20 protein-coding genes and 1 pseudogene are annotated in these 23208 nt (G+C 70.7%); 13 read left to right on the top strand and 8 right to left on the bottom strand.

The genetic code is table 11. The features are described from left to right. Positions 1-143: 143 nt before the first annotated feature. Positions 144-1916 carry a LuxR C-terminal-related transcriptional regulator gene (locus ACWC9R_RS30420; RefSeq protein ID WP_450736305.1) on the bottom strand — a complete coding sequence of 591 codons (1773 nt, stop codon included), beginning with the start codon at positions 1914-1916 and terminating at the stop codon, positions 144-146. 421 nt (positions 1917-2337) lie between these two features. On the opposite strand from ACWC9R_RS30420, the gene ACWC9R_RS30415 reads away from it, so the two are divergent. The 6 genes from ACWC9R_RS30415 (at position 2338) to ACWC9R_RS30390 (ending at position 8657) form a co-directional block, all read left to right on the top strand. Continuing rightward, entirely contained in the window at positions 2338-2850 is a 513-nt protein-coding gene (locus tag ACWC9R_RS30415) for an ATP-binding protein (RefSeq protein ID WP_450736303.1), read from the top strand. A gap of 94 nt (positions 2851-2944) precedes the next feature. Continuing rightward, positions 2945-4432, top strand: a complete 1488-nt coding sequence (locus tag ACWC9R_RS30410) for a cellulase family glycosylhydrolase (RefSeq protein WP_450736302.1) — start codon at positions 2945-2947, stop codon at positions 4430-4432. A 390-nt stretch (positions 4433-4822) separates the two neighbouring features. Next, positions 4823-6898: an ABC transporter ATP-binding protein gene (locus tag ACWC9R_RS30405; RefSeq protein ID WP_450736300.1), complete on the top strand. Its 2076-nt coding sequence runs from the start codon at positions 4823-4825 to the stop codon at positions 6896-6898. Beyond that, positions 6895-7812, top strand: a complete 918-nt coding sequence (locus ACWC9R_RS30400) for an NUDIX domain-containing protein (protein ID WP_450736298.1) — start codon at positions 6895-6897, stop codon at positions 7810-7812. The genes ACWC9R_RS30405 and ACWC9R_RS30400 overlap by 4 nt, the downstream gene beginning before the upstream one ends. A gap of 123 nt (positions 7813-7935) precedes the next feature. After that, a complete protein-coding gene (locus tag ACWC9R_RS30395; RefSeq protein ID WP_450736297.1) occupies positions 7936-8433 on the top strand; it encodes a DUF2975 domain-containing protein in 498 nt (165 codons plus the stop codon). Beyond that, positions 8433-8657, top strand: coding sequence for a helix-turn-helix domain-containing protein (locus ACWC9R_RS30390; RefSeq protein ID WP_450736295.1), 225 nt, complete (start codon positions 8433-8435; stop codon positions 8655-8657). Before ACWC9R_RS30395 ends, ACWC9R_RS30390 begins: the two co-directional genes overlap by 1 nt. Before the next feature lie 114 nt (positions 8658-8771). Here the strand turns inward: ACWC9R_RS30390 and ACWC9R_RS30385 are convergent, their stop codons facing one another. Continuing rightward, positions 8772-9350, bottom strand: coding sequence for an EF-Tu/IF-2/RF-3 family GTPase (locus ACWC9R_RS30385; protein WP_450736293.1), 579 nt, complete (start codon positions 9348-9350; stop codon positions 8772-8774). A 177-nt stretch (positions 9351-9527) separates the two neighbouring features. On the opposite strand from ACWC9R_RS30385, the gene ACWC9R_RS30380 reads away from it, so the two are divergent. Beyond that, positions 9528-10376, top strand: coding sequence for a YwqG family protein (locus tag ACWC9R_RS30380; protein ID WP_450736291.1), 849 nt, complete (start codon positions 9528-9530; stop codon positions 10374-10376). A 22-nt stretch (positions 10377-10398) separates the two neighbouring features. Here the strand turns inward: ACWC9R_RS30380 and ACWC9R_RS30375 are convergent, their stop codons facing one another. Then, positions 10399-10986, bottom strand: a complete 588-nt coding sequence (locus ACWC9R_RS30375) for a hypothetical protein (RefSeq protein ID WP_450736289.1) — start codon at positions 10984-10986, stop codon at positions 10399-10401. A 461-nt stretch (positions 10987-11447) separates the two neighbouring features. Here ACWC9R_RS30375 and ACWC9R_RS30370 point away from each other — a divergent pair, with 461 nt between their 5' ends. The 4 genes and pseudogenes from ACWC9R_RS30370 (at position 11448) to ACWC9R_RS30355 (ending at position 15679) form a co-directional block, all read left to right on the top strand. After that, positions 11448-12794: a diacylglycerol/lipid kinase family protein gene (locus ACWC9R_RS30370; protein WP_450736288.1), complete on the top strand. Its 1347-nt coding sequence runs from the start codon at positions 11448-11450 to the stop codon at positions 12792-12794. A 379-nt stretch (positions 12795-13173) separates the two neighbouring features. Further along, the gene (locus tag ACWC9R_RS30365) at positions 13174-14373 is read left to right on the top strand and encodes a hypothetical protein (protein WP_450736287.1); all 1200 of its coding nucleotides are present in this window, start codon (positions 13174-13176) and stop codon (positions 14371-14373) included. A 28-nt stretch (positions 14374-14401) separates the two neighbouring features. After that, positions 14402-14515 (top strand): annotated as a pseudogene (locus tag ACWC9R_RS30360) (LuxR C-terminal-related transcriptional regulator); the annotation flags it as partial. 165 nt (positions 14516-14680) lie between these two features. Beyond that, entirely contained in the window at positions 14681-15679 is a 999-nt protein-coding gene (locus ACWC9R_RS30355; protein WP_450736285.1) for a serine hydrolase, read from the top strand. Positions 15680-15798: 119 nt separating this feature from the next. Here the strand turns inward: ACWC9R_RS30355 and ACWC9R_RS30350 are convergent, their stop codons facing one another. From ACWC9R_RS30350 to ACWC9R_RS30330, 5 genes are all read right to left on the bottom strand, one after another. Continuing rightward, a complete protein-coding gene (locus ACWC9R_RS30350) occupies positions 15799-16035 on the bottom strand; it encodes a hypothetical protein (RefSeq protein ID WP_450736283.1) in 237 nt (78 codons plus the stop codon). A gap of 400 nt (positions 16036-16435) precedes the next feature. Next, positions 16436-17317: a hypothetical protein gene (locus tag ACWC9R_RS30345; RefSeq protein ID WP_450736282.1), complete on the bottom strand. Its 882-nt coding sequence runs from the start codon at positions 17315-17317 to the stop codon at positions 16436-16438. Between the two features lie 71 nt (positions 17318-17388). Continuing rightward, positions 17389-17838 carry a hypothetical protein gene (locus ACWC9R_RS30340; protein ID WP_450736280.1) on the bottom strand — a complete coding sequence of 150 codons (450 nt, stop codon included), beginning with the start codon at positions 17836-17838 and terminating at the stop codon, positions 17389-17391. Between the two features lie 212 nt (positions 17839-18050). After that, complete coding sequence (locus ACWC9R_RS30335) at positions 18051-18788, bottom strand: nucleotidyltransferase domain-containing protein (protein WP_450736279.1); 738 nt, start codon at positions 18786-18788, stop codon at positions 18051-18053. A 65-nt stretch (positions 18789-18853) separates the two neighbouring features. Further along, positions 18854-20380, bottom strand: coding sequence for a hypothetical protein (locus ACWC9R_RS30330; protein ID WP_450736277.1), 1527 nt, complete (start codon positions 20378-20380; stop codon positions 18854-18856). 240 nt (positions 20381-20620) lie between these two features. Here ACWC9R_RS30330 and ACWC9R_RS30325 point away from each other — a divergent pair, with 240 nt between their 5' ends. Both ACWC9R_RS30325 and ACWC9R_RS30320 read left to right on the top strand, forming a co-directional pair. Further along, positions 20621-21664 carry a bifunctional class I SAM-dependent methyltransferase/NUDIX hydrolase gene (locus tag ACWC9R_RS30325; RefSeq protein ID WP_450736276.1) on the top strand — a complete coding sequence of 348 codons (1044 nt, stop codon included), beginning with the start codon at positions 20621-20623 and terminating at the stop codon, positions 21662-21664. Positions 21665-21900: 236 nt separating this feature from the next. Next, complete coding sequence (locus tag ACWC9R_RS30320) at positions 21901-23091, top strand: DUF418 domain-containing protein (RefSeq protein WP_450736275.1); 1191 nt, start codon at positions 21901-21903, stop codon at positions 23089-23091. Positions 23092-23208: the final 117 nt, after the last annotated feature.

Genomic DNA, 23208 nt, shown 5'->3' with positions numbered 1-23208 from the left:
TTACGTGTGCTCTTCCGATCTGTGCCGCACGGACGGCCGCGGCCGGGCCCGTCGCGACGGACGGCCGCGGACAGCTCCCTGACGGACGGTCCCGACCAGGCCGGCCCCCGCTCCCACGACGGCCGACGGGGCCTGCCGCCCCGTCACGACCGCCCCTCGGGAGCGAGCAAGGGCGCCAGCTCCCGCCTTCCCGTGATGCCGAGCTTGCGGAAGGTGCCGGTCAAGTGGTTCTCGACGGTCCGCCGTGTGATGAACAGGGTCTCCGCGATCTCCCGGTTGGTCAGCCCGCGGGCGGCCAGCACCGCGACGCGACGTTCGCTTTCGGTCAGGGCCGAGACCCCGGTCGCGTGCGCTCTCCGGGGCCGGGCACCGAACGCGCGCAGACGGTCGCGCGCCAGGTCGGCGAGGTCGACGGCCCCGCACTGCCGGGCGAGGGCCAGCCCCTGGAAGGCGACCTCGCGGGCCAGCCGGGTGTGCCCGGCCGCGAAGCGCGCGGTGCCGTACTCGACGAGCGACCGGGCCTGTTCGAGGGCCGCTCCGGCCTCTTCGAGCAGGCCCACCGAGTCCTCCAGCGGCTTCAGGGCGTGGTGGCCGCGTGTGGTCATGCCGACGGTGCGCAGGCTGATGCCCAGCGCGCGCGGTGTGCCCCAGTCCTGGGCCTGCTCCCGTTCCTGGTGCGCCAGGCGGGCGGCCTGCTCGGGGCGGTCCAGAGCGAGGTGGGTGAAGGCGGCGAGGGACCTCCACGGGAGGATGGCGGGGTTGTCGCGCTGCCAGGCGATCTGGCGGCGGCCGCACTCCTGGAGGTCGTCCAGGGCCCTCTGGAGGTCGCCGTGCGCCAGATGCAGCCGCGCCCGCGCCTCCAGGAAGTGGGCCCACTGCCAGCCGGTGCCGTACCGCTCGGGGTCGGCCGAGCGCAGCAGCGTCCCGGCTTCCGTACGCCGTCCCGTGGTCTCCACCAGTACGCGCAGGACTCCGGCGACCGCGAGGGGCACCATGGGGTTCCCGTGCGAGGCCGAGGCCAGGTCGAGCCATTGGCGGGCGGCCTCCAGGGCAGGCTGCAGGCGGCCGGTACGGTAGGCCGCCTCGCATCGGCCCATCGAGAGCAGCGTCCGCGCCGGAGCGGAGTCGTACCACAGGGCCTGTTCCGACAGCCGGTTGAGGAAGTCCGTGGCCTCGTCGAAGCGGTCGCACCAGACCAGGGCCAGGAGGGCCGGCCCGGTCACGGAGACGGCGGCCCCGTCCTGCGGCAGCGGTCCGCCCAGCGCGTCACACGCGTACGAGGCCACGGCGGCCGCGTCGGCAGGAGTGCCGACCGCGAGTGCCGCCTGCACGGCCCGCACCGCCCGTTCGCGTTCCCGTACCCGGTCCCGGTCCTCGTCGTGTGCCGGCCGGCTTCCCTGTCCTCGGTCCGGTTCGTGGGCGCTGTCGGCCGTCAGCTCGGCCAGTCGCTCGCTCATCGACGGCCGTTTGTCCAGGTCATCCATCTCGATCAGCACGCGCTGCAGCCGCAGGCCGAACGCGGCATCGCGACGCGGCGGATCGGCCGCGGCCAGTACCCGGGCCTCGCGTTCGAGCAACTCGGCCGCCTGGCAGCCGCGCTGTCCGCGGGCCAGGGCGTCGGCCAGTACGGGCAGCACGTCCTGCCGTGCCGATGGGGTGACAAGCTCGTCCAGCGATGCGCACAAGTGCCGTACCGCTGCCGCCGGATGAGCCGGGGCCTCCACTTGGCCGAGTTCGGCCAGGAGCGCGCCCTGCCCCGAGGCGGGCAGTTCGCGTACCGCCCGCCGTAGGTACGTCACAGCCGCTTCGGTGTCACCGCGAGCCGTGGCCAGGCGTGCCGCGGCACGCAGCGCGCCGACGACCCAGATCCTTCCGCCGGGTTCGGCGTGGAGCAGCCGGCCGGCGACGTCCTCCAACGGGCCGTCCTGGTCGTGCAGCAGCCGGGCTGCCCGATAGTGCGCACATGATCCGTCGTCCTGGTCGGCGGTGTTGATGGATTCTCCCCGGATGGCTCGCGGACGTCGTGACAGCGATCCTGTGCGCAGCGGCGCAATCCTGTGAGGGGAGGAATACCCGTAGGGGTACGCACCCACGGGGTACCCGCAGCGTGCCTACGCGCACGCGGGCGGTGCCCAGGACGTGCCCGCCTCAGCCCTCGGGAGGCGTCCGGCCGCCGCAGTGCCCCTGTTTGCCCAGCTCAGAGCGCCGAACGGGTAGGTAGCCGATACCTAGGTGGTGATTCACGTAATTCTCCGCCTGTTTCGCGGTGCGGTCACCGTGCACGCTGAATGCGTTCGATCACGGACATCACTGACGCCTCACTTCCGGCAGACGACCATGGAAATCCACGCCCTGATCCCGCCTCCTCCGGAAACCGACGCTCAGCTCCGCCGACGGCAGCACCGGCCAGGCGGTGCCCCGCCCGCCGGCTCCGCTGACGTCCCCCTCTCCGCCAACCACACGACGTGCCGGCTCGCACACCGACCGGAGTCGGTCGGACACGCCCGCCGGATCGTCGGGTCCTTGCTGCACCGCTGGCAGGTCACCGAGGACGCCGCCGCTTCGGTACTGCTGGTGGTGTCCGAGCTGGTGACCAACGCCGTCGAGCACGCGCAGCCGCCACTGGCCCTGCACGTACTGCGTGAGCAGACGGGCAGGCGGGTGTGGGTCGGCATCACCGACGGCGGCCCGAGTCCGCACAAGGGAGCCTGGGCGGCCTCCTGCGCCCAGGACGAACACGGTCGCGGCCTGGACATCGTCGACACGCTGGCCACCGCGCACGGCACCCGCAGCCACGAGGACGGCGCCACGCACTGGGCCCGCCTGCCCGCGGCGGACCGGGCCGTCTGAGCCCACCGGAGGACGGACCGTCCGGAGTGCGAGGCCGTGGCGGAGCGGGAGGCCATGGCGGAGGCGAAGCCGTGCCGGGAACCCGCGGTCCAGGTTGGGGGCAGGGGTCGAGGGCCATCTCTTCGGAAGGTCGTGTCGGTGTGAGTGTGAAGCCTGCGGGGATCACGTTCAGGAGCCGCTTCCTCGTCGCGGTGGGGGTGGCCCTGGCCACCGTCGCCGCCCTGGTCTTACCGGGCGCGGCACACGCCACCGCGCCACCGTCACCGCCCCGACACCGCCGCCGCTCACCGACGACCGCGGGCGCGCTCTCACCCTCCGCGGCTGGAACGTCGGGGACAAGGCGCACCGTGGCGCGGACGCGCTCAGCGCGATCACCCCACGGCACTTCCGCGATCTGCACGACCAGGGCTTCGACTTCGCGCGTCTGCTGGTCTTCTGGGACGACCTGGAACCCCGGCCCGGCCACTACAGCGCACGCTACCTCCGCAAGATCGAACGTGTCCTCAACTGGGCCCACCGCTGGCGCGTCCGGGTCGTCATCGATGCCCATCAGGACGTCTTCGGGCCCGAGTTCGGCCATCGGGGCATCCCCGAGTGGGCGACCCGCACCGACGGGCTGCCCTTCACCCCGCACCCGGACGACTGGTTCGCCGAGTACTTCGAGCCCGCCGTACAGGCCGCCTTCGAGCATCTCTACGAGGACGCCGACCTCCAGCGGGCGCAGGCCCGCATGTGGCGCGTGCTCGCCGAGCGCTTCGGCCACCACCCCGCCGTGTTCGGCTATGACGTGATCAACGAGCCCATGGGGCGGCAGCGTACGGGCGAGGACCTCCCGGCAGCCGCCCGCCGCATCGAGTCCGAGCAGCTCACCCCGATGTACAACCGGGTCGCGCGTGCGATCCGCACGGTCGACCGCCACCACAGGCTGTTCGTCGAACCCACCCCGATCGTCGGCGAGGGCCTGCCCACCGGCCTCGGCCGCATCCACGACCCGAAGGTCGTCTACGCACCGCACTTCTACAACGCCACCATGGAAGCCGGCGGCGACTACGACCCGTCGGCGCGCTGGCTGGAAGCGTACGAGGACGCCGTCACGGCCTACCCGAGCGCCCAGCACATTCCGGTCGTCATCGGGGAGTGGGGCCCCCGGGACAGCTCACTGCCCCAGATGGCGCGCTTCTACGGCGACGCCCTCGCCTCCCTCGACCGCTACAGCTCCGGCTGGTCGGGCTGGGAGTGGTGTTACGGCGGCGGCTACTGCGCCGTCGACAAGGACGGCCGCTTCCTCGCCAACAAGGAACAGACCGCGCGCCCCTACGCCCCCGCGGTCGCAGGCACGGTACGCGAACGGGACTACGCCCCCGCGACGCGGACGTTCCGCCTCACCTACGCCCCCTCGGGGCGTTCCGGTGTCAGCGAGCTGTCCACTCCCGCTACGGCAGCCGGCTGGCAGGTGTCGGTGCGCGGCCCGGCCACGGCCTGGCCACGCGTCGTACCCGCCGGGGAGCGCGGCACGATCCGGGTTCGAGCGCGGGCAGGCGCCTCGGGGCCGGTGACGGTGACGGTCTCGGCACGGGGATGAGGTCCTGGCCCGGACGGACCGGCCCGTCGGTCCGACCTCCGCCGCCAGGGCCGCGCAATCCCACGATGGGGTGATGCACACCGTTCGAGAGACGGTCCGGGCCCGCCGCCAAGGCCTCGCCAGCCCAGCATCGCCCAATAGAACATGCATCCATGATCTGACTCCTCATCACCCGTTACAGGGAGCGGAACGGGCCGTTCTTTAGAGCACCTGTGCCCACGACCGCCCTCCTGGAGAAGCCATGGATTGTGCGTCCCTCCCCGTGACCGGCCCTCTTCGGTTCGAACGGCGGCAGTCCGCGCTGCCGCCGACCGCCCGCCCCGTGCGCGTACTTGACGCTTCGGCGCACCGTGCCGGCCGCTCCTCCCGTATGGACCGGGGGTGGTGGGCATGAGCACCACGCGAGGGTCCGCGTCCTCGTCACCGGATGAGCGGGCCGGCGTGCCGGGTCCCCGCCGTGAACCACTGGGCCTGCCGCCGACGACGGCGCCCACGGGTCCGGCGGACGGCGATATGGCCGATGAGCTCAAGGAGGCGTACTGGTCGGTCTACGACGGCGCCGCGGCCCAGTCGACGGTCCGCGAGGTGCTGGTGCGGCTGCCGCGCATCGTGGGACAGATCGGCCGGCTGGCGTGGCAGGCGGACCGCTCGGCCACGCTGGCCGTCGTGGTCCTGCAGCTGGTCTCCGCGGCGATGGCGGCCTGCGGGCTGGTGGCCTCGGTGGGTGTGCTGCGGGAGCTGTTCGGTCACGGGCCGACGCCGGACAAGGTCCGCAGCGCGGTGCCGCAGATCCTGCTCGTGGTGGGTTTCCTGTCCGCGCGGGCGCTTCTGGAGGCCGGGGTCGCCGTCGCGCAGGCGCGGGTGACGCCGAAGATCCGCACCGCGCTGGAGTGTGACTTCCTGCGGCTGACCGCGCATGTCCGGCTGGAGGTCGTCGACGACGCCGACTGGCACGACGACGCCTACCGCGCTTCCGACCGCGGCCTGTTCTATGCCCGGCAGATCGTCGGCCAGGTCGTCACCCTGGCCTCCACGCTCCTCGGGCTGGTCGGCACGGCCGGCGTCCTCACCTCACTGCACCCCGCCCTCCTCCCGCTGCTCCTGCTGTCCGTCCTGCCGGTGGGCGCCGCCGCCGTCCGCACGGCGCGGGCGCGGTTCCACAGCTTCAAGCGCTGGAACTCGCTCCAGCGCCGGGTGCGGGTCTTCTCCTGGCTGCTGCTGGAGCGGGACGCCGCCGCCGAACTGCGCTCCGACACCGCCCAGAACGCCCTCCTGGACGAGCACCGCCGCCTCACCGCCCGAATCGCCGAGGAGGACACCCGCCTCGGCATGAGTTCGGCCGTACTGACGCTGGTCGGCCGGGCCGTGGGCGGCATCGGGACCGGCATCACGTACATCGCCCTGGGCGCCATGCTGATCGCCGGGTGGCTGCCGCTGGCCGCCGGCGCCGGGGCCGTCCTGGCGATCCAGACCGGACAGACCGCGCTGACGCGCTTCGTGGACGTGGCGCACCTCGTCTACGAACACGCCATGTGGGTCGATGACCTTCTGAGGTTCCAGGAACGCTGCCGAGGACTACAGCCCCGGCGGCGTGCGCTGACCGCACCGGCCAACGTCGCCGCCCTCACCCTGGAGGACGTCGGCTACACCTACCCCGGCAAGGAGACGCCCGCCCTGACCGCTGTCTCGATGACGCTGCACGCCGGGGAGACGGTCGCCTTCGTGGGCGTCAACGGCTCCGGGAAGAGCACCTGTTCACGGCTGATCGCCGGGCTGTACGAGGCAGGCGAAGGCACGGTGCGCTGGGACGGGGTGGATGTGCGGGACATGGACTCCGAGTCGCTGCAGGCCCGTGTCGCGACCGTGCTCCAGGACCCGGTGCACTTCCCCTTCAGCGCCCTGGCGAACCTCACGGTCTCCCGCGGCACGCTCACCGACACCGACCCCCAACGGGCGCTGGACGCGGCGCGGGCCTCCGGAGCCGAACAGGTCATCGCCGGTCTGCCGGGCACCTGGCAGGCGGTGCTGTCCAAACGGTTCCGGGGCGGCCAGGAGCTGTCGGCCGGACAGTGGGCGAAGATCGCCGTCGCACGAGGGCTCTACAAGAACGCTCCCGTGCTCCTGCTCGACGAACCGACCGCGAGCATGGACCCCAAAGCCGAACACGCCGTCTACCAGGCGGTGTTGCGCAACAAGGCGCGGGCCGACCAGATCACCGTGCTGATCTCGCACCGGCTGGCCAGCGTCGTCGAATGCGACCGGATCTACGTCTTTGACGCCGGCCGGATCGTCGAAGCCGGCTCACACCAGCAGCTCATGGCCCTCGGCGGCGACTACGCCCAGATGTTCACCCTCCAGGCAGCCGGCTACCAGGCCGCCGGAACCGCCACGCCCGACTCCGATGCCGGCCCCGACGCCGACTCCACGTCCAACTCCGGCTCCAACTCCAGGAAGGTGCACCAGTGAACAAGCAGCCCTCCCCCACCGACACGGCCCTGCCGTCGGAGTGCCGGCGGGCGAACGCCTCGGCACTGATCCACAACGGGTCCGGCGCGTACCTGCTGCACCTCCGGGACGACATCCCCGGCATCTGGGAGCCGGGATCGTGGTCCCTGCTCGGCGGCGGCCGTGAACCAGGTGATCGTTCCCTGGAGGACACGATCAGGCGCGAACTACGGGAAGAGGCCGGCCTCGACATCCCGGACCTCGTCCCCTTCGCCGTGGAACAGGCCCGGGCGGGCGACGGCACGACCATCCCGATCCAGATCTTCGCCGGCCTCTGGACGGGTGACCCCGCGGCCCTGCACCTGACCGAAGGAGTCCTGCTGCACTGGTTCCGGCCAGAGGTCATGCCACGCCTGAGAATGGCCCCTTCGACCCGGGACCTGGTGCGCCGCCACGCGGGCCTCTTCCCCACCGCCGATGACGCACCCGCCCGGACGGCAGCGGCCACGGGCGCTGCCCTCCCCTCCTCTCTCCCGCTGAAGCACGCCACCCCAGGAGACGCCCCTCTGCACAGTGACACCTGGGACACCGTCGCCCGGCTTGCCCGGCGTTTCACCGGCCATGACGACGAACGCGGTCTGGACGCCGTACAGCAGTGGACGCTGCAGGTGCTGAAAATCGCCGAGGAGACCGGGGAGGCCTCCCAGGCCGTCATCGGCGCTCGTGGGACCAACCCCCGTAAGGGCGACAGCCACACCTGGCAGGACGTACAGGCCGAGGTCGCCGACGTGGTCATCACCGGTCTGGTCACTCTCGCCCGTATGCGGCCCGACGACGCCGCGGCCTACTTCGGCCGCCAACTCGCCGCCAAGGCAGCGAAGTTCCTCGACCCCGCGCCCACTCCCGACAGCATGCCGTCCACGGAGAGCGCGTGAACGGCACCCGGCCACCTCACAGCAGTCGCTCGCCGGCTCCTGGCACCCCGGCACCCCGGCACCCCGGCACCCCGGCACCCGCCAACGATTGATTTTCGATAGGAAGCCATCGATAATCGATACATGCATCGGATCTATATCGCCGCCCTCCGCGTGGCCATCGCCGCAGCGATCCTGTTCGGCTTGTTCGGCCAGGCCGTGGTCATTCCGACCACGGCAGCCGACGAGGTCGACAGCTTCCCTCCGTACGCCCCGTTCGCCGCGCCCTACGTGGCGGTGGCGATCGTCGGGATCGCCTGCGTCCAAGTCGCCCTCGCCGCCGTGTGGATGCTGCTCACCATGGTCCAGCGCGATGCGATCTTCACCTCACGGGCCTTCCGGTGGGTCGACACCATCATCGGGTCCGCGGTCGTGGCGACACTGCTGGCGATCGGGGTCACCGTGCATCTGGCCGTGACCGACATCCCCTCGCCCGACGACGGTATGGAGTTGCTCGGCGCGCTGGCCGCGGCGATGGCGAGTGTCGGCGTGGGGGCCGCGTTCGCGATGCTCGTCGCCGTCCTGCGCAGCCTCCTGCACAAGGCGACGGATCTGCAGACCGAAATCGCCGAGGTGGTCTAGTGGCGATCATCGTCGACCTCGACGTCCAGCTCGCCAAACGCGGCATGTCGGTCGGCGAGTTCGCCGAGGCCGTCGGCATCACACCCGCCAACATCGCCGTACTGAAGAACGGTCGCGCGAAGGCAGTGCGCTTCACGACGCTGGACGCGATCTGCCGCACCCTCGACTGCCAGCCGGGCGATGTGCTGCGCTGGGTACCCGACGAGGACGCGGGCGTCACCTAGCAACTGCAGGTCGTGAACGCTCCGTAGCCGCCCTCGGCCGCCCCGGCGAAGAACACGGCCTCACGGCACAGAGTCCCGTCATCCAGGATGCGAAAGGCCGCCCGCCCATGGGACTCAGGGCAGGGTCCGGAGGCGGGTCACGGTCCCCGAGCCGGCGGCGCGCCCGTGATGACGGAAAGCGAAAGTCCGGCCGCGCTCAAGAGCTACGGGGTGCTCTAGGGTGACCGCCACGGTGGCCAGGTGGAGCGGGTGCAGGGTGACCGTTCCGGGAGGCAGCGTCACCCTGCCACGTACGGCTCCAGCGTGCAGGAAGAAGTCGAGGTCCGCACCGCTGTGCACCTCCGCGCCGCCCTGGTCCTCCGGCAGCAGCACGATCTCCGCGTCGAAGGCGAGATGTGCGGCGATCGACCCCGGTGTTGCGAGTACCTGTCCCCGTTCCACCGCTCCCGTCGTCACACCTGGCAGCAGAAGCCCCACGTTCATGCCCGCATCCGCCGCCTCGATCTGTAGCCGGCATGCCTCGATCCCGGCGACGCGGGTGATCACGCCGCCGCCGAAACCAACGATCTCCAGCTGGTCGGCTGTACGGACCCGGCCGCGCTCGATTCGGCCGGTTGCCCGGACCACCCTGCCCTGGTGCAGGACGAAGACATCCTCGACCACCATCAGGAACGGCTTCACCGCGGCCTCCATCGCACCCCCACCTTCGCCCCGCACCTCCCCCGCACCCCCTGGCGCGCGGATTCACCAAGGCTAATCACGCCCGCCGTGTGTCCCGGCCCGCGCCGGGCATCGTTTTCGACACGGCCGTCGGCCCACGCCTGTGGACAACAACCGCCGTTGTCAGTGGTCCCGTGCATGATGGCCGACATGACACAGAGCACTGCCGACGCGCTGCACACACTCGCCCGTGAGCACCTTCCCCACGAGATCGCCGAGCGGTGGATCGGTCTGCTGCGCCCGGGACTGCGCCTGGAGAAGGCCGCGGATGCCGACCGGGTCGTCGGGCGGCTCGGCGGTCTGCCGGAGCTGCCGGAGAACGAGGAGTGGCCCATATGGGAAGGGCATGGCCCGCTCTCCTTCGTCGCTTCCCTCGACTGTGCCGCACTCCCCTCGGCCGCCCTCGATATCGTCCTGCCGGCGGACGGCACCCTGGCCTTCTTCTACTTCGACGGGCAGTTGGACGACGGCTGTGCAGTGGTCGCGCCCCATGAGCCCGACAGCTGGGCGGGAGCGCGCGTGCTGTACCTGCCCGCCGGTGTCCGCGTCACCGAGCGGACGGCACCGGAGGCCCTTCGGCCGTACCCCGAGGTGGCGCTGACGGCGCGCGTGGAGACGACGGCACCGTACTCCCTGCACCCGGCGGTCTACCGGGAGTTCGCGCCGATGCCCGATGCCCACCCGGTGTGGGACGAGGAGTTCGAGGAGGCACTGTGGGACCACTTCGAGGGCGCGGAGCACCGGATCGGCGGTCATGCGCACCCGGTGCAGGACGAGGTGGAGTCCGAGGTCGCCCGCGGCGCGCTGGGCAGCCCGCCGTGGGACGACCCCCGTATCGAGGAGGAGGCCCTCCGCTGGGTGCTGCTCGCCCAGTTCGACACGGACGACGACGCGGACATGATGTGGGGCGACTGCGGTGCCCTCTACTGGCTCATACGCCCCGAAGACCTGGCCCGACGGCGCTTCGACCGCGCGATGTTCACCTGGCAGTGCAGCTGAGGGGAGTGCCCGCCCGACCGACTCAGTCCACCCTTTGGTCGCCGTCGGGCAGATCCTCGACCGTCACCTTTGCCGGCGGCACCCGGAGTGCGTTCCCCACCACCCTGGCCAGGCCGTTCGGGTCGGGCGCAGTGGGTACGGGCACCTGCTCACCCTCTGCGTAACTCTCGATCGCCTTGATGAAGTAGCTCGGGTCCCAGGCACCGACGGCGCCTCTGACCTCCACCGCCCGTACCGCTCGCGCCCCGATCCGCTGCTTGACCACAGTGAGGATGCGATCCGAGCGGTACTCCCCCGGCACCTGGAACAAGCTGGCGTGCGCGCCGACCTTTCCACCGTCCCGGAGGCGGACGGTCACCGTCAGACAGCTCGTCACGCTCGGATAGATGATGCTCCCACCGGGCCCGGTCTCGCCGATCTGCCCCTCGCTGAGCCGGATGCTCGCGGTCGCGGGTGTGACGGGGTCCGGCGTACGGGCCGGAGGCGCCGCCGGACCCGGGCGGACGGCGCTCGCGACCGCCGGCGGGGCCTGCGCCATGACCACACAGGTGGCACCCAGGGAGAGCGCCAACAGCACCGCGACGGGTAACCCTGCCGCCGTCCTGTCCACTCCCGACCACCGCGCCTTCCTCCATCGCAACTGCCCGGGCTGGAGCTGCCTCCACTCCGCTTGCCTGCACCGCATCTGTCGCATCGACGCCATACGTCCTCTCCCAACTGTCCCCGCAGCGATGGGTTTTCTGCCCACCCTGCTACCCATCCTGCTTCCGTCCTGCCCTCGTCCCGGGTCGTATCAGGTCGAGGGCACCAGCTTGCACTGCTCGTCGACGGACGGTGGCCGGGGTGCGCACACCGGCAGAGGCACCGGCACACCCGCGCGTCCGCACACCCGCCTCCGCCGACCGTGCGCGGCGAAGCGACTGCCGACCGCCGGCCGCCCCTCCACCCCGCCCGCCGGTGCTCGTCACACGCCCCGAGACCGGGCCGCCCGCGCCAGATGATGCGCTTCGCCGCCTGCACCCGTGCAATGGAGGAAGGAGGGGCAGCGGAGTCGGCGGGAGGCGGGTGCGTGTGGACAGGCGTTGGGCCGCACGTCTGGCGCTGGCGGCGGGAGCGGCGGCGCTGCTGGTCCTGCTGGTGTTCGCCGGGCTGCGGAGCGTCGCGCTGGTGGGCGTGGGGCTGGCCGGACTGGTTCTGACGGCGGCCGGGCTGTGGTGGGTGCTGGCACACACCGGGGTGATCAGGGTGCTCGCCTTCGTGCTGGCGGCGGCCACACCGGTTGTCGTCCTGGTGCTCTACGCGGTCGCCGGGTTGCTGTGGGTGGTCCTGGTCTCGCTCGCCCTGTGGACGCTTGCCGTCTTCACGGGCAGAACGGCGCTGACGGAGACCACCGGCCCGGCGCCCCCTCGGGAACACCAGGTCACTCCTGCGCGACGGCCTTTCCTGATCATGAACCCGCGTTCGGGTGGCGGCAAGGTCGGCAGGTTTCACCTGGTGGACCGGGCCAGGGCGCTCGGCGCCGAGGTCGTCGAGCTCGATCCCGCGCATCCGCAGGACGTGGCCGAGCTGGCGAGACGGGCCGTCGACGACGGTGCCGACCTGCTCGGGGTGGCCGGCGGCGACGGTACCCAGGCGCTGGTCGCGGGTGTGGCGGCGGCGCGCGGCGTTCCGTTCGTCGTCATCAGCGCCGGGACCCGCAACCACTTCGCCATGGACCTCGGCCTCGACCGTGAAGATCCCTCGGCCTGCCTCCAGGCGCTCACCGACGGCGTCGAGCTGCGCATCGACCTGGGCTTCATCGACGTCGGGCGGCCCACGGCGGAAGGCCCGGGCCGGGTCTTCGTCAACAACGCCTCCTTCGGCGCCTACGCGACCGTGGTGCAGAGCCCGGCCTACCGCGACGACAAGGCGCGTACCACCCTTCAGCTGCTGCCGGACCTGCTGACCCACCACAGCGGTCCGCGCCTGACGGTGCGGGCCGGAGCCATGACCGTCGACGCGCCGCAGGCCGTGCTGGTCAGCAACAACCCCTACCGGATGGGAGATCCCGCGGGGCTGGGGCGCCGGGAACGGCTGGACTCCGGCGTCCTGGGGGTGCTCGGTGTGACGGTCGACAACGCGGTGCAGGCGGCCTCGATGCTGCGCGGCCGCCGTGGGCAGGGGCTGGCCTCGTGCGCCGCCCGGGAGGTGGTCATCGATGCCGATGCGCCCGTCATCCCGGCGGGTGTCGACGGCGAGGCCCTCACCGTGCCCACGCCCGTACGCTGCTGGATCGAACCGGGCGCCCTGCGCGTACGGCTGCCCCGCCACCGTCCCGGCACGCCGCGCGGCAAGCCGCCGATGAACTGGCGCCGAGTGCGCAGGCTGGCCCTGACGGTGGGGAGGACCGCGGCGGGGCGGGACCGGGACCCCGGCTGATCGGCGCCGGGCGCGACACAGCCTGATCAGCCCGACGCCCCGCTGGAGCCGTCGGCCCTGCCCCGGTGGTACGCCCCGGCCTGGGCCGACTTCCCCCGGAGGTGCCTCTCCGCACGGCTCCCCGGCCCTCCGCAGGTCGTACGCCCCGCCACGCCCCGCCACGCCAGCGGGGACACCGACGCCGCCCCGAACCGCCGTGTATGTGCGTTGCACCGATCCAGCTCATCGGTGACCGGTTAACGACCCTCCGTTGCCGTGCGGTCCATCTTTTGAGTTTCGTCGCCGTAACGGAACCTCGGCGTCCACCCGCCCATCTCTCTGGGCGCCCATTGAGGCACTTCAGGGCGATGACATGCGATGACATGCGATGAGGACCGCTATGCGTGAGATCAGTCGACGAGGAATGCTCGGACTCGGGGTAGGAGCGGCGACGGCACTGTCCGTCGCCGGCTGCTCCTCCGACGCCTCGGAATCCGGAAAGGTTTCGGCCAAGCCCGGAAAGAAGGCGAAGAGCAAACCGATCGGCGACGGCTCGACCGCGTACACCGGTAAGCAGCCGAAGCAGCCTGGCAAGCCCGAGCGGCTGGCGCGGGGGCAGAAGCCGCCGCAGTTCGTGGTCTTCTCATGGGACGGCGCGGGCGAGGTCGGCAACGGGCTGTTTCCGCGGTTCCGCAAGCTGGCCCAGGACCACAACGCGTCGATGACCTTCTTCCTGTCGGGGCTGTACCTGCTGCCCGAGTCGAAGAAGCGGCTGTACCGGCCGCCGAACAACCCCGTCGGCGCCTCCGACATCCCCTACCTCACCGATGACCACATCAGGCAGACGCTCAAGAACCTGCGTGCGGCCTGGCTGGAGGGGCACGAGATAGGCACCCACTTCAACGGTCACTTCTGCGGTACCGCCTCCGGTTCCGTCGCGCACTGGACGCCCGCGCAGTGGGACTCGGAGATATCCCAGGCCATGGACTTCGTCACCAAGTGGCGGACGAACACCGGCTTCACCGATATCGAGGCGCTGCCGTTCGACTACAGCAAGGAACTGGTGGGGGCGCGTACGCCCTGTCTGCTGGGGCAGGACAACCTGCTGCCGACGGCCCGGAAGCGCGGCTGGCGCTATGACGCCAGCTCGTCGGGCGGGCTGCAGGTCTGGCCCGACAAGAAGCAGGGGGTGTGGAACTTCCCGCTCCAGCAAATGCCGTTCCCGGGGCACTCCTTCGAGGTGTTGTCCATGGACTACAACATCATGGCCAACCAGTCGCAGGCCTCCACGAAGGCGCCGCCGGCCAACTACCCGGGCTGGCGCAAGCAGGCCACCGAGGCCTACATCTCCGGTTTCCGGCGGGCTTATGAGACCAACCGGGCGCCGTTCTTCGTCGGCAACCACTTCGAGCAGTGGAACGGCGGCATCTACATGGACGCCGTCGAGGAGGCGATCAAGCACATCGCCGACGACAAGCACAAGGACGTCCGGCTGGTCTCCTTCCGGCAGCTGTGCGACTGGCTCGACGCCCAGGACCCCGAAGTCCTCGCCGAACTGCGACAACTCGGCGTCGGACAGAAGTTCACCGGACGCGGCTGACCGGGCCAAAGGAACTGATCCGCGCGAACGGCTGGGCATCGGGGTGGGAACGGTCAAGTCCCACGTCGGGGCGATCCTTGCGAAGACGGGGTGCGGCAGCCGGGTGCAGGCCGCACTACTGGCCCAACAAGCCGGCCTTATGGACTTACTCGCAGGCAAGGAAGGGGAGTTGGCCCTTCACACTGACGTGTCATCAGCTCTTTGACGCTACCCCGCACACACCCCTCCCCTTCACTCACGCAAGAGCCGCAACTCCCGCTCCCCACAAACCAATTGTTCAGCCCCCCCGAAAGGACTCTGATCGGATATGAAATGGGCTTCGACCGTCACCGCGGCGGCCATCGGAGTGGGAGCGGTTGCGGGACCCCTCGCAGCCGCCACACCGTCCGTCGCGGCGCCGCAGCGTGCCGCCGAGAAGGCCACGTCAACGGTTCAGTGCACCTCCTCTGACCAAAGGCTGGCCACGAAGCTGGAGGACGATATAGCCAGGGCGTTGGAAGGCCGGAAGAGCATGGCCTCGCTCTCCTTCTTCGACCGGCCCACCGGGACCAGTTGCACCTCCGACGCCGCCAAAGAGTACGACTCCGCCAGTGTGGCCAAGACCATCATTCTCGGGGCCCTGCTCTACCAGAGGAACGGCACCCTTACCGATGAAGAGGACGCCCTCGCACGCAAAATGATCATTGATTCGGACAACGCGTCCGCCACCACACTGTGGAAGCGGTTGTCCGATCCGCGCGATCCCGCGAAGCCGAACCCGGTCAGGGTCCAGGAGTTCCTCGACAAGGCCGGGATGGACCACACCGTCCTCGACAAGGAGGGCGTCTGGGGCCTCACGCAGGTCACCGCGGCCGACCAGGCCAAACTCCTGCGCCTCTTCACGGGAAACGACGACTCGGTCCTCAACGGCAAGGCTCGTTCTTACGCCCTTGACCTCATGAATCATGTGCAGAGCGTCCAGCGGTGGGGGGCCACGGCGGGCGCTCCGCTCGACTCCGTGGTCCATGTCAAGAACGGCTGGTTGCAGCGCAGCCAGAACCCTGACGTCGACGCCTTCGACAGGGGTGACTGGAAGGTGAACAGCATGGCGGTTCTCACGGAGAACGGTTATGACTCCGGGCTGGTCGTCCTCACCGAGAACAACCGGGTTCCCGAAGGACGCCCTGCGGAGGAGGGGTGGGACTACGGCATCGAAACGATAGAGACCGTCTCCCGTGCCATATACCGGGACGTCTATCCGGATGCCGACGGGTACCACCCCAGCAGGCCGACCTCTCCGGCCGGCGCGCCGTCCGCCGCAGGATAGACAACTCCACCCGCACACGGATCGGGGCCTTGCGCACGGCGGGCCCGGCACATGTGCCCGCCGTGCGCAATCCGAGCCCGGGGAGACACCACCGTGTCTCCCCGGGCTCGGCCGGACGGTCAGGCCGGCTTGTGTTCAGGAGCCGGGGCGGCGTTGACGTCCAGAAGGTCGCGGAAAGCGGTCATGCACGGCGAGCAGTAGCGTGCCGTGGGGTCGTCCTCCTGGTCCGATGGCCGGGGGCCATGGGTGGCCAGCTTGCGGCCGCACAGGGTGGAACGGGCGTCCTGCTTGGCCATGACGTGCCACACCTGTCCTGAGCTGCCGGTCGTCGAGGGGCCGGCGCGCATCTCGTACATGGGCCTCTCCCTGATACTGGTGGGGGCGGGCTGGACGGCAGGGAACAAGCCGCCGCCAGCGCCGTGGGTGCGGTTCCATCCGTTGCTCATGGAACACCGGGGCACTCTGCCGGGCCATCGCGGAAGGGCCGGACGGGTGAACCGGCCCCGCACCGCGTTCGATCGTCGGCGGGCGGGGGAAGACATGCGCGCCGACGGCAGGGTGCGGCGGACCGCGCCGTCCGGGGCCGCGAGAGCCACCCTCGTCACTGACCGTTCGCATGTCACTGACCGTTCGCATGTCACCGACGGTTTGCATGTCACTGACGGTTCACGGCAGTGGTGGGGCGGGCGGACACGGTCAGTGATGCCTGCGGGCAAGGACACCCCAGCAAGGTGGCCCAGTGGGCGGCCACTCGGCTCAGGCGGCGGCGCCGCGGATGACCCGGCGGGCGGCCTTGAGCCAGTCGGATTTCTGGGCGGCGAGCTTCCGGAATTCCGCGGCGTGGCGGCCCACCACACCGTGTTGCAGCCGGGTCTCCGCCTTGGCCCAGACAGTCACGAGACCGGTCTGCCGCTTGCACCGTACGTCGGCCTGTGCCGTCGCGATCTCATGGCGGGACGGCCGGGGAGATGTCGTCCAGCGGTCGTTGCCGGCCGCGGCGAGCGGGTCCGCGGCACGATATCCGTTCCGCTTCATGCAGGCACTCCAGGAACGGATAGCGGCGTTGACCGCACGATCCTTCCGGGAGGCCGTGAACTCCTCACGGATGCGCCGGTTGAACAGCGCCGTACTGACCTTCGGGACGCCTCGCAGCAGCTGGCCGTGGGACTTCTTCCAGCACCCGCTGACGCCGTCCTTTCCGTAGGCGGCGAGCTGCGCGGCACGTGGCATCTTCTCCCGGGCCCGCCAGATCTCCTCCCGTCGAGCCGTTTCCGGCGCGGGCGGCGGCAGGTGGTAGCCGAACCGGCGGGCGACATCCGGTTCGATGACCCCGTAGCGGCGTCGCTGCGGCGGGTCGGGGTCGACGGCGCTCGGTCGCGGAAGCGCGGTCCATCCTCTTCCCCGGGCGCGCATGCAGTCGCGGATCAGGACGTCTTCGGCCGCTTCGATGGTGTGGACATCGGGGCCGGAGAGCGCGTAGGTGTCGAAGGGCAGGACCAGGCGGCGTACGTCCTCCGAAGGGGGCGGTACGGCGAGGGGCCGCGCGCTGTGGCGCGGCGGGGACGGCATCACCCCGGACGAACAGCCGGTGACCAGCGCCAGCAGTGCCAGGACGGCGGCGATATGGCGGAAGGGCATGGTGGGCCTCTACTACGCACGGCGGCGCGGTGGGGCGGACCGCTGCCGGGCGCCCCACCGCACTGCTCCTGCTACCGGAACGTCACACAGCTGGCCTTGTTGTCGAAGCCGTTGTTCGACAGGTCGTTGTCGGAGCTGTGTGCGTTGGAGTAGTAGTGCGGCCCGACGCAGCTGCCGGGGTGGTCGCTCAGCACCACGAAATGGGAGGTGGTGTTGTTGACCGAGCTGGTGCCGTTGTCGATCGTGCGGCCCTTGTGCGGTCCGCTGAGCCAGCGGTTGTTCCGCAGGTCGCGGTCGGAGCCCCTGACATAGGCGTATCCGCCGCGCCGGTCGTCGTCCTTGAAGAGGTAGAACTTGGCGGCAGCGAGGCCCACCTCGGTGGAGGCGGAGTCAGCTGCCGTCGTGGTCGTCGCCTGCGGAGTGGCTGTGGTGGTGGCGTCCGCGGTGGCCGCGCCGATCCCGACCAGTGTCACCGTGCTCAACGCTCCCGCGGCCACCGTCCGCACGAAGTTGCGCTCCATGTCTCTTCTCCCCCTTGAATCAACGGTGTTGCCGACTTGGGCGAGGCGTCTTCCCGGTCACGGAAGGCCCCTCATCCCCCGGGCGCTGCCCGGCGTCAGGGTCGATTCAAGCACTTGTTGCACAGTGGTGACACAGGATTCGAAAAGGTTCGAAAGTGCGGCGGCACGCAAGCGCAGGTGGGGCCCACGCGGGCCCGTCACCTTCGAGGCGGTCACACGTCCCAGTGCTGGGTGTATCCCTCGCGCAGTGGGCCGCCGAGCAGGTCGAGCAGGTGCTCGGCCGCGGCCGCCAGTGGGGCGGGGTCACCGTTTTCGGCCACGGCCTGATGGCCGTCCAGCAGGGCCCTGCCGCGTTCCGGATCGGCGCTGAGCAGTCGGCGCGGCAGCCATTTGCCGATGCCCGTCCAGGCGTTGTGGTGAGCGGTCAGCAGATGCGCGGCCTCGCGGAGGGTGGAGTCGGCCAGGACGAGCTGTTCGTGACGGTCGGCGGGCGGGGTGTCGACCAGATCGTCCATGAAGCAGGTGAGGAGGTAGCGGCCGCGTTCCCACTCGGCCGGGGTGAGCGGGGGCGGTCCGGACGCGAGGACCGCTCGGGCCTGTGCGCGAGCTCGGGCCACATGGCCGTGCGGGTCCAGCAGCGGTACGCCCTGGTCGTAGACGAAGAGGACGGTGCCCCGGCGGCGGGCTCTGTCCCATGCGAAGAATCCCGTGAGGTCCGCGAGGGTGTGCAGGAACATCTCGGCCAGGCGGCCGTCGTGGCGGATCACCTCGCGGCGGCTGGTGTCCGTATCCGGAAGCAGCACGGCCACATCGAGATCGCTGGTCGGCGTCGCGCGGCCCCGGGCGGCCGAGCCGCCGAGCATCGCGCCCAGGGCGTGCGGATAGCGGCTGGTGACGAGCCGCAGAGCTTCGTCTGTCGGTGCGGTTGACGGTGCTGTGTGATCCTTCATGGGCGTTCATGGTGCCAGCCCGGAGGCAGCCGTCCTACGCCGACGGTGGGCTCACAGGGCCCCGCTCAGTGCAGATCCAGGCCGAGTTCCTTCTCCAGTACGGAGGCCTCTTCCGGTGCGGCGAAGACGTAGTAGCTCTCGTAGCCGCCGTCCCTGAGGCGCACGAAGTCGACGAAGTAGAAGCGGCGCGGGTCGTCGTCGGGGTCGGGATCGGCATGGCCCATGAGGTGCATGACGGCCAGATGGTCGAGGTAGTCGTGCGACTGGTGCTCGGTCTCCTCGGTCACCAGGACGCCGTTGCGGGCGAACTCCAGGTGGTCGCCGTACTCGCCGCCATAGAGCCTGACACCGGTGAAAGTGACCGCGCCGTCGGTGAGTGCCGCGGCCTCCTCCAGGAGGTGCGTGTAGCTCTCCTCCAGATCGTCGACATCATCCGCGTGGGCCGAGACCGCGACGCCGAACGCTTCGAGCGCATCGGGCACTTCGTGGGGCGGCAGCTCCTCGTGGGCGAACTCGGCGTACCTCGTGAGAACGCTGTCGGCCTTCTCCGGGGTCACCATGCCCATCCGTGTCAGGAGCGCTCCCACGTGTGCGTACGAGGACGCCCTGAACGGGAGCAGCTCATCCCGCAGCGCGCCCCGCCGTTCCTGCGGCCCGGCGTCCGCCTCCGTCCCCGCCTCAGGGAACAGCTCACGCAGGCACCCCAGCGGAATCGCCGCACCTCCGACCCGCTTGTCCGGCTGGTCCACGAACGGCACCTCGGTCCACACGTTCTCCCGCGACCCCAGGGCCCAGGGCTCGGCGTCGGGATCGAAGGGGAGGTACTGCCACACCGCCCCCTTGTTGCGCCGGATCACCTCGCCCAGGTACCAGCACGCGCCCTGGACGAACGGCTCGTCGCGCGCGGCGTCGAACTCCTCCACCCCGGCGAACCGCTGTCGTATGACGGCTTCCAGCCAGTCCAGCGTGCGGGGATGGAAATTCCATCGCCACGCCCCGTCGAACGCCTCCTTGGTCCAGTCCGCGAGGGCCCCACTCCGCTCGGCCAGCCATGCCGTCAGCACCGGATGCTCCGGCAGTGGCTCGCTGGGGTCCACATGCGGGGTGTGCTCCTTGACCGGCGCCCACCCCGGTATCGCCCGCTGCCGCGCCGTCACGGCCTGCCGCAGCCGCTCCAGCTCCCCGGCGAACGCGGTCCCCGTGCGCACCCGGAGCGCGTACGAGATCAGCAACTTCGGTGCCACGGGCGAGAGATGCAGTTCCGGGTCCGGGCAGACCACGGGCTGCCCGGGGAGATCACCGACCGGCCGGGTGTTCCAGCCCCAGGCACCGCCCGCCACGCCGAGCAGGACTTCGCCCAGGTACGCCGTCGCGCTCGCCACGAACTCCGCCCGCTCCCCGCCCTCTTGCACGGAGTCGTCGTGCTCCAGCAGCCGGGCCTCCAGCGCGTCCAGCGACTCGGGGCGGTAGTCGAACGGGAACTCCTCGGGCAGGAGCGCCTTCTCCAGGAGCAGCAGCTGATACGGCAGGTCGTCGAGCCAGGTCTGCAGCAGGCGCTGCGGGGAGTTCTCCGGCGGTGTCTCAGCCATCATGCGGACACTGTAGGGGCGGGCACTGACACCGCCCCCGTCCCCTCGCCCACCTGCACCGATGCCTCCCCCAGCAGCGCCAAACCCCGCTACCCGCACCTCACTTGGCCGGACGGTGCGGTGTCACCACGGAACGAGATGACACGATCCCTGGCACGATCCAACGAGATGACACGCTCCTTGGCACGCGACCGGCACGTCCGGTCGACTCCACTCCCCCACTACGCTGAAAGGCAGTGCGCGATGGGACACGTCACGCAGGACGCATGGGACGCCCACTACGGAGCGGGCCGTTCCTTCCGCCCGCTCGGCGACGCCGAACACACCCTGCTCCGTGAACACGTCCCCGCACCGCCCGGCGGCGGCCGTGCCCTGGACGTGGGCTGCGGACTGGGCGAACTCGCCCGCCATCTCGCGGCCGCCGGCTACACCGTCGACGCCGTCGACCACTCGGCCACGGCCCTGGACATCGCCGAGCGGACACCACCGGCCTCCGGCACGGTGCGCTACCTGCGGCGCGACATCGCACGCGACTCCCTCGACGACCCGCACACCTCGTACGACCTGATCACCCTCCGGCTGAGCTACGCGTTCATCGGAGACCGCACCCGGGTCATGCACCGGCTGCGCGAACGGCTGCGTCCCGGCGGCGCGATCGTGGTGATCACCCCGCTCGCGGCCGCGGTGCCTGCCGACCGCCGCCGGACCGCACTCGACGAACACGAGATCACCCTGCTGTCCGCCGACTGGCGCACGGTCGAACGTCATGACACCGACGGGCTGGCATGCCTCGTGCTGCGCGATCCCGCCTCGGGGCCGGTGACGTACCGCGGCAAGGGACGCCCGTCCCCGCATGCGCTGACCGGTGCGGGCGTCGTGGTGACCGACGCGGCGGGCCATGTGCTGCTGGGCCGGTCGCTGAAGGGGACATGGGAGCTGCCCGGCGGCAAGAACGACGGTGACGAGTCCTTCGTCGAGGCCGCCGTGCGCGAACTCGCGGAGGAGACCGGCCTGCGGGCCGAGGCATCCGCTGCACGGCTGCTGGCACTCCTGATGGACTCCGTACACGGCATGCCGCGGGTGACCGCCGCCGTCCGTGTCGTCGACTTCCGTGGCACACCGGAAGTGCGCGAGCCGCACCTCATCCACCGCTGGGAGTGGCACGCCCCCGCCGACCTCCCGGCCCTGACCGCCGACCTGTTCACCCCCAGCGCCCACGTCCTCGACGTCGTCTGGCCCGGCCTGCTACCGGACCTGCCGCCCGTGCACCGGTATCCCCTCGCCTAAGAGCATCAGTAAGGTGCCCCCTTTCTGCGCCCTTCCAAGTTTGCCGTCGGCCACCGGAGTTCGGACAGGGAAATGATGTCGGGCTGAACGATCACCAAGGCGTCCCCCCCCCCCCCCGTCCGGCCACAGTCCGACCACAGAGGGAAGCCCTCTCCCCAGCGGGTGCATCTTTCGATGTATGACGGTTCGTCTGCACTCACGAGGAATGCCGGCCGGGGCGCGTCAATGATGAAGGCATGGCCCAGACACTGCGCTCACCGACCCATTCATCCGATGCCGGAGGTGGCCGGCTCCCGCTGCTCGACGTACTGCGCGGCACCGCGATTCTCGGCACGCTCATGACCAACGTCTGGGTCTTCACCAGTCCCGGCGCCGAGTGGGGGTTCCTGCAGAACGGCTCCGGGCACGCCGGATACGGGTCCGTACCGGCGGCGGCCGAGAGCCTGTTCCAGCTTGTGGCGAACGGCAAGTCCTTCTCGATGCTCACGATCCTGTTCGGGGTCGGCCTGGCGATCCAGTTCGACTCCGCCGCCCGGCGCGGAGAGCCCTGGCCGGGCCGCTACCGGTGGCGGGCGCTGTTCCTGTTCGCCGAGGGCACCGTGCACTTCGTCCTCGTCTTCGCCTGGGACGTCCTGATGGGCTACGCGGTCACCGCACTCCTTGTCGCCTGGCTGCTGGCCCGGTCGATACGCACACGACGGCGCGTCATGTGGGGGGCGGCCGGGCTGCACCTGACCCTGATGTGCGCGCTCACCGCGCTGCTGATCGGGAGCGGAGGGAACGCAGATGGCAGCGGAGGCGGCGTGTCCCAGCGGGTCGTCGACCTGTACGCGGAGGGAAGCTACCTCGACCAGATCGCGTTCCGGCTGGAGACCGCCGGCGCACTGCGCCTGGAGCCGGTGCTCGCCTTCGGGCTCATGGTCTTCCTGTTCCTGCTCGGGGTGCGGCTGTTCCGGGCGGGCGCGTTCGCGATGGACGAGACGGGCCGGCGCATCCGGGTGCGGATGCTCGGCTGGGGCCTGGGCCTGGGGGCACCGCTCTCCGCTGCGACCGCCCTGGGCGGCGGGGACTTCATCCTGCTGGAGCGGTACTGTGCCGCTCCGCTGGTAGCCGTCGGGTACATCGGTCTGATCGGCGCGGTGGTGAGCCGGACACGCCGCCCTGGCCCGTTGACCACCGGCCTCACCTCTGTCGGCCGGACGGCTCTCTCCGCGTACGTGCTGCAGAACCTGCTGTGCATGCTGCTCTGCTACGGCATCGGACTCGGCCTGACCGCCCGCTGGGGGGACACGGGCCGCCCCTGGTGGGTGATGGGCCTGTGGGCCGGGGTGTGCGCTGTCCTCATGGTGGGCTCCACGCTCTGGCTGCGCCGGTTCGCCGCCGGTCCGTTGGAGTCCGTGCAGAAGTGGGCACTGCGGCGGCGCTGAGCCGGCCCGCCACACCACCCGAACAGCTCAGCCGTCTCCGCCGCACCGCACCGGCCGGTCCGCCCCCGCCGCGCGTGATCGTGGCCGAGCTGGTCTGCTGGTCCGGGAGCCGTCTAC

The sequence above is a fragment of the Streptomyces sp. NPDC001219 genome, assembly GCF_053597915.1.
This window is presented reverse-complemented; position numbering and strand designations above follow the sequence as displayed.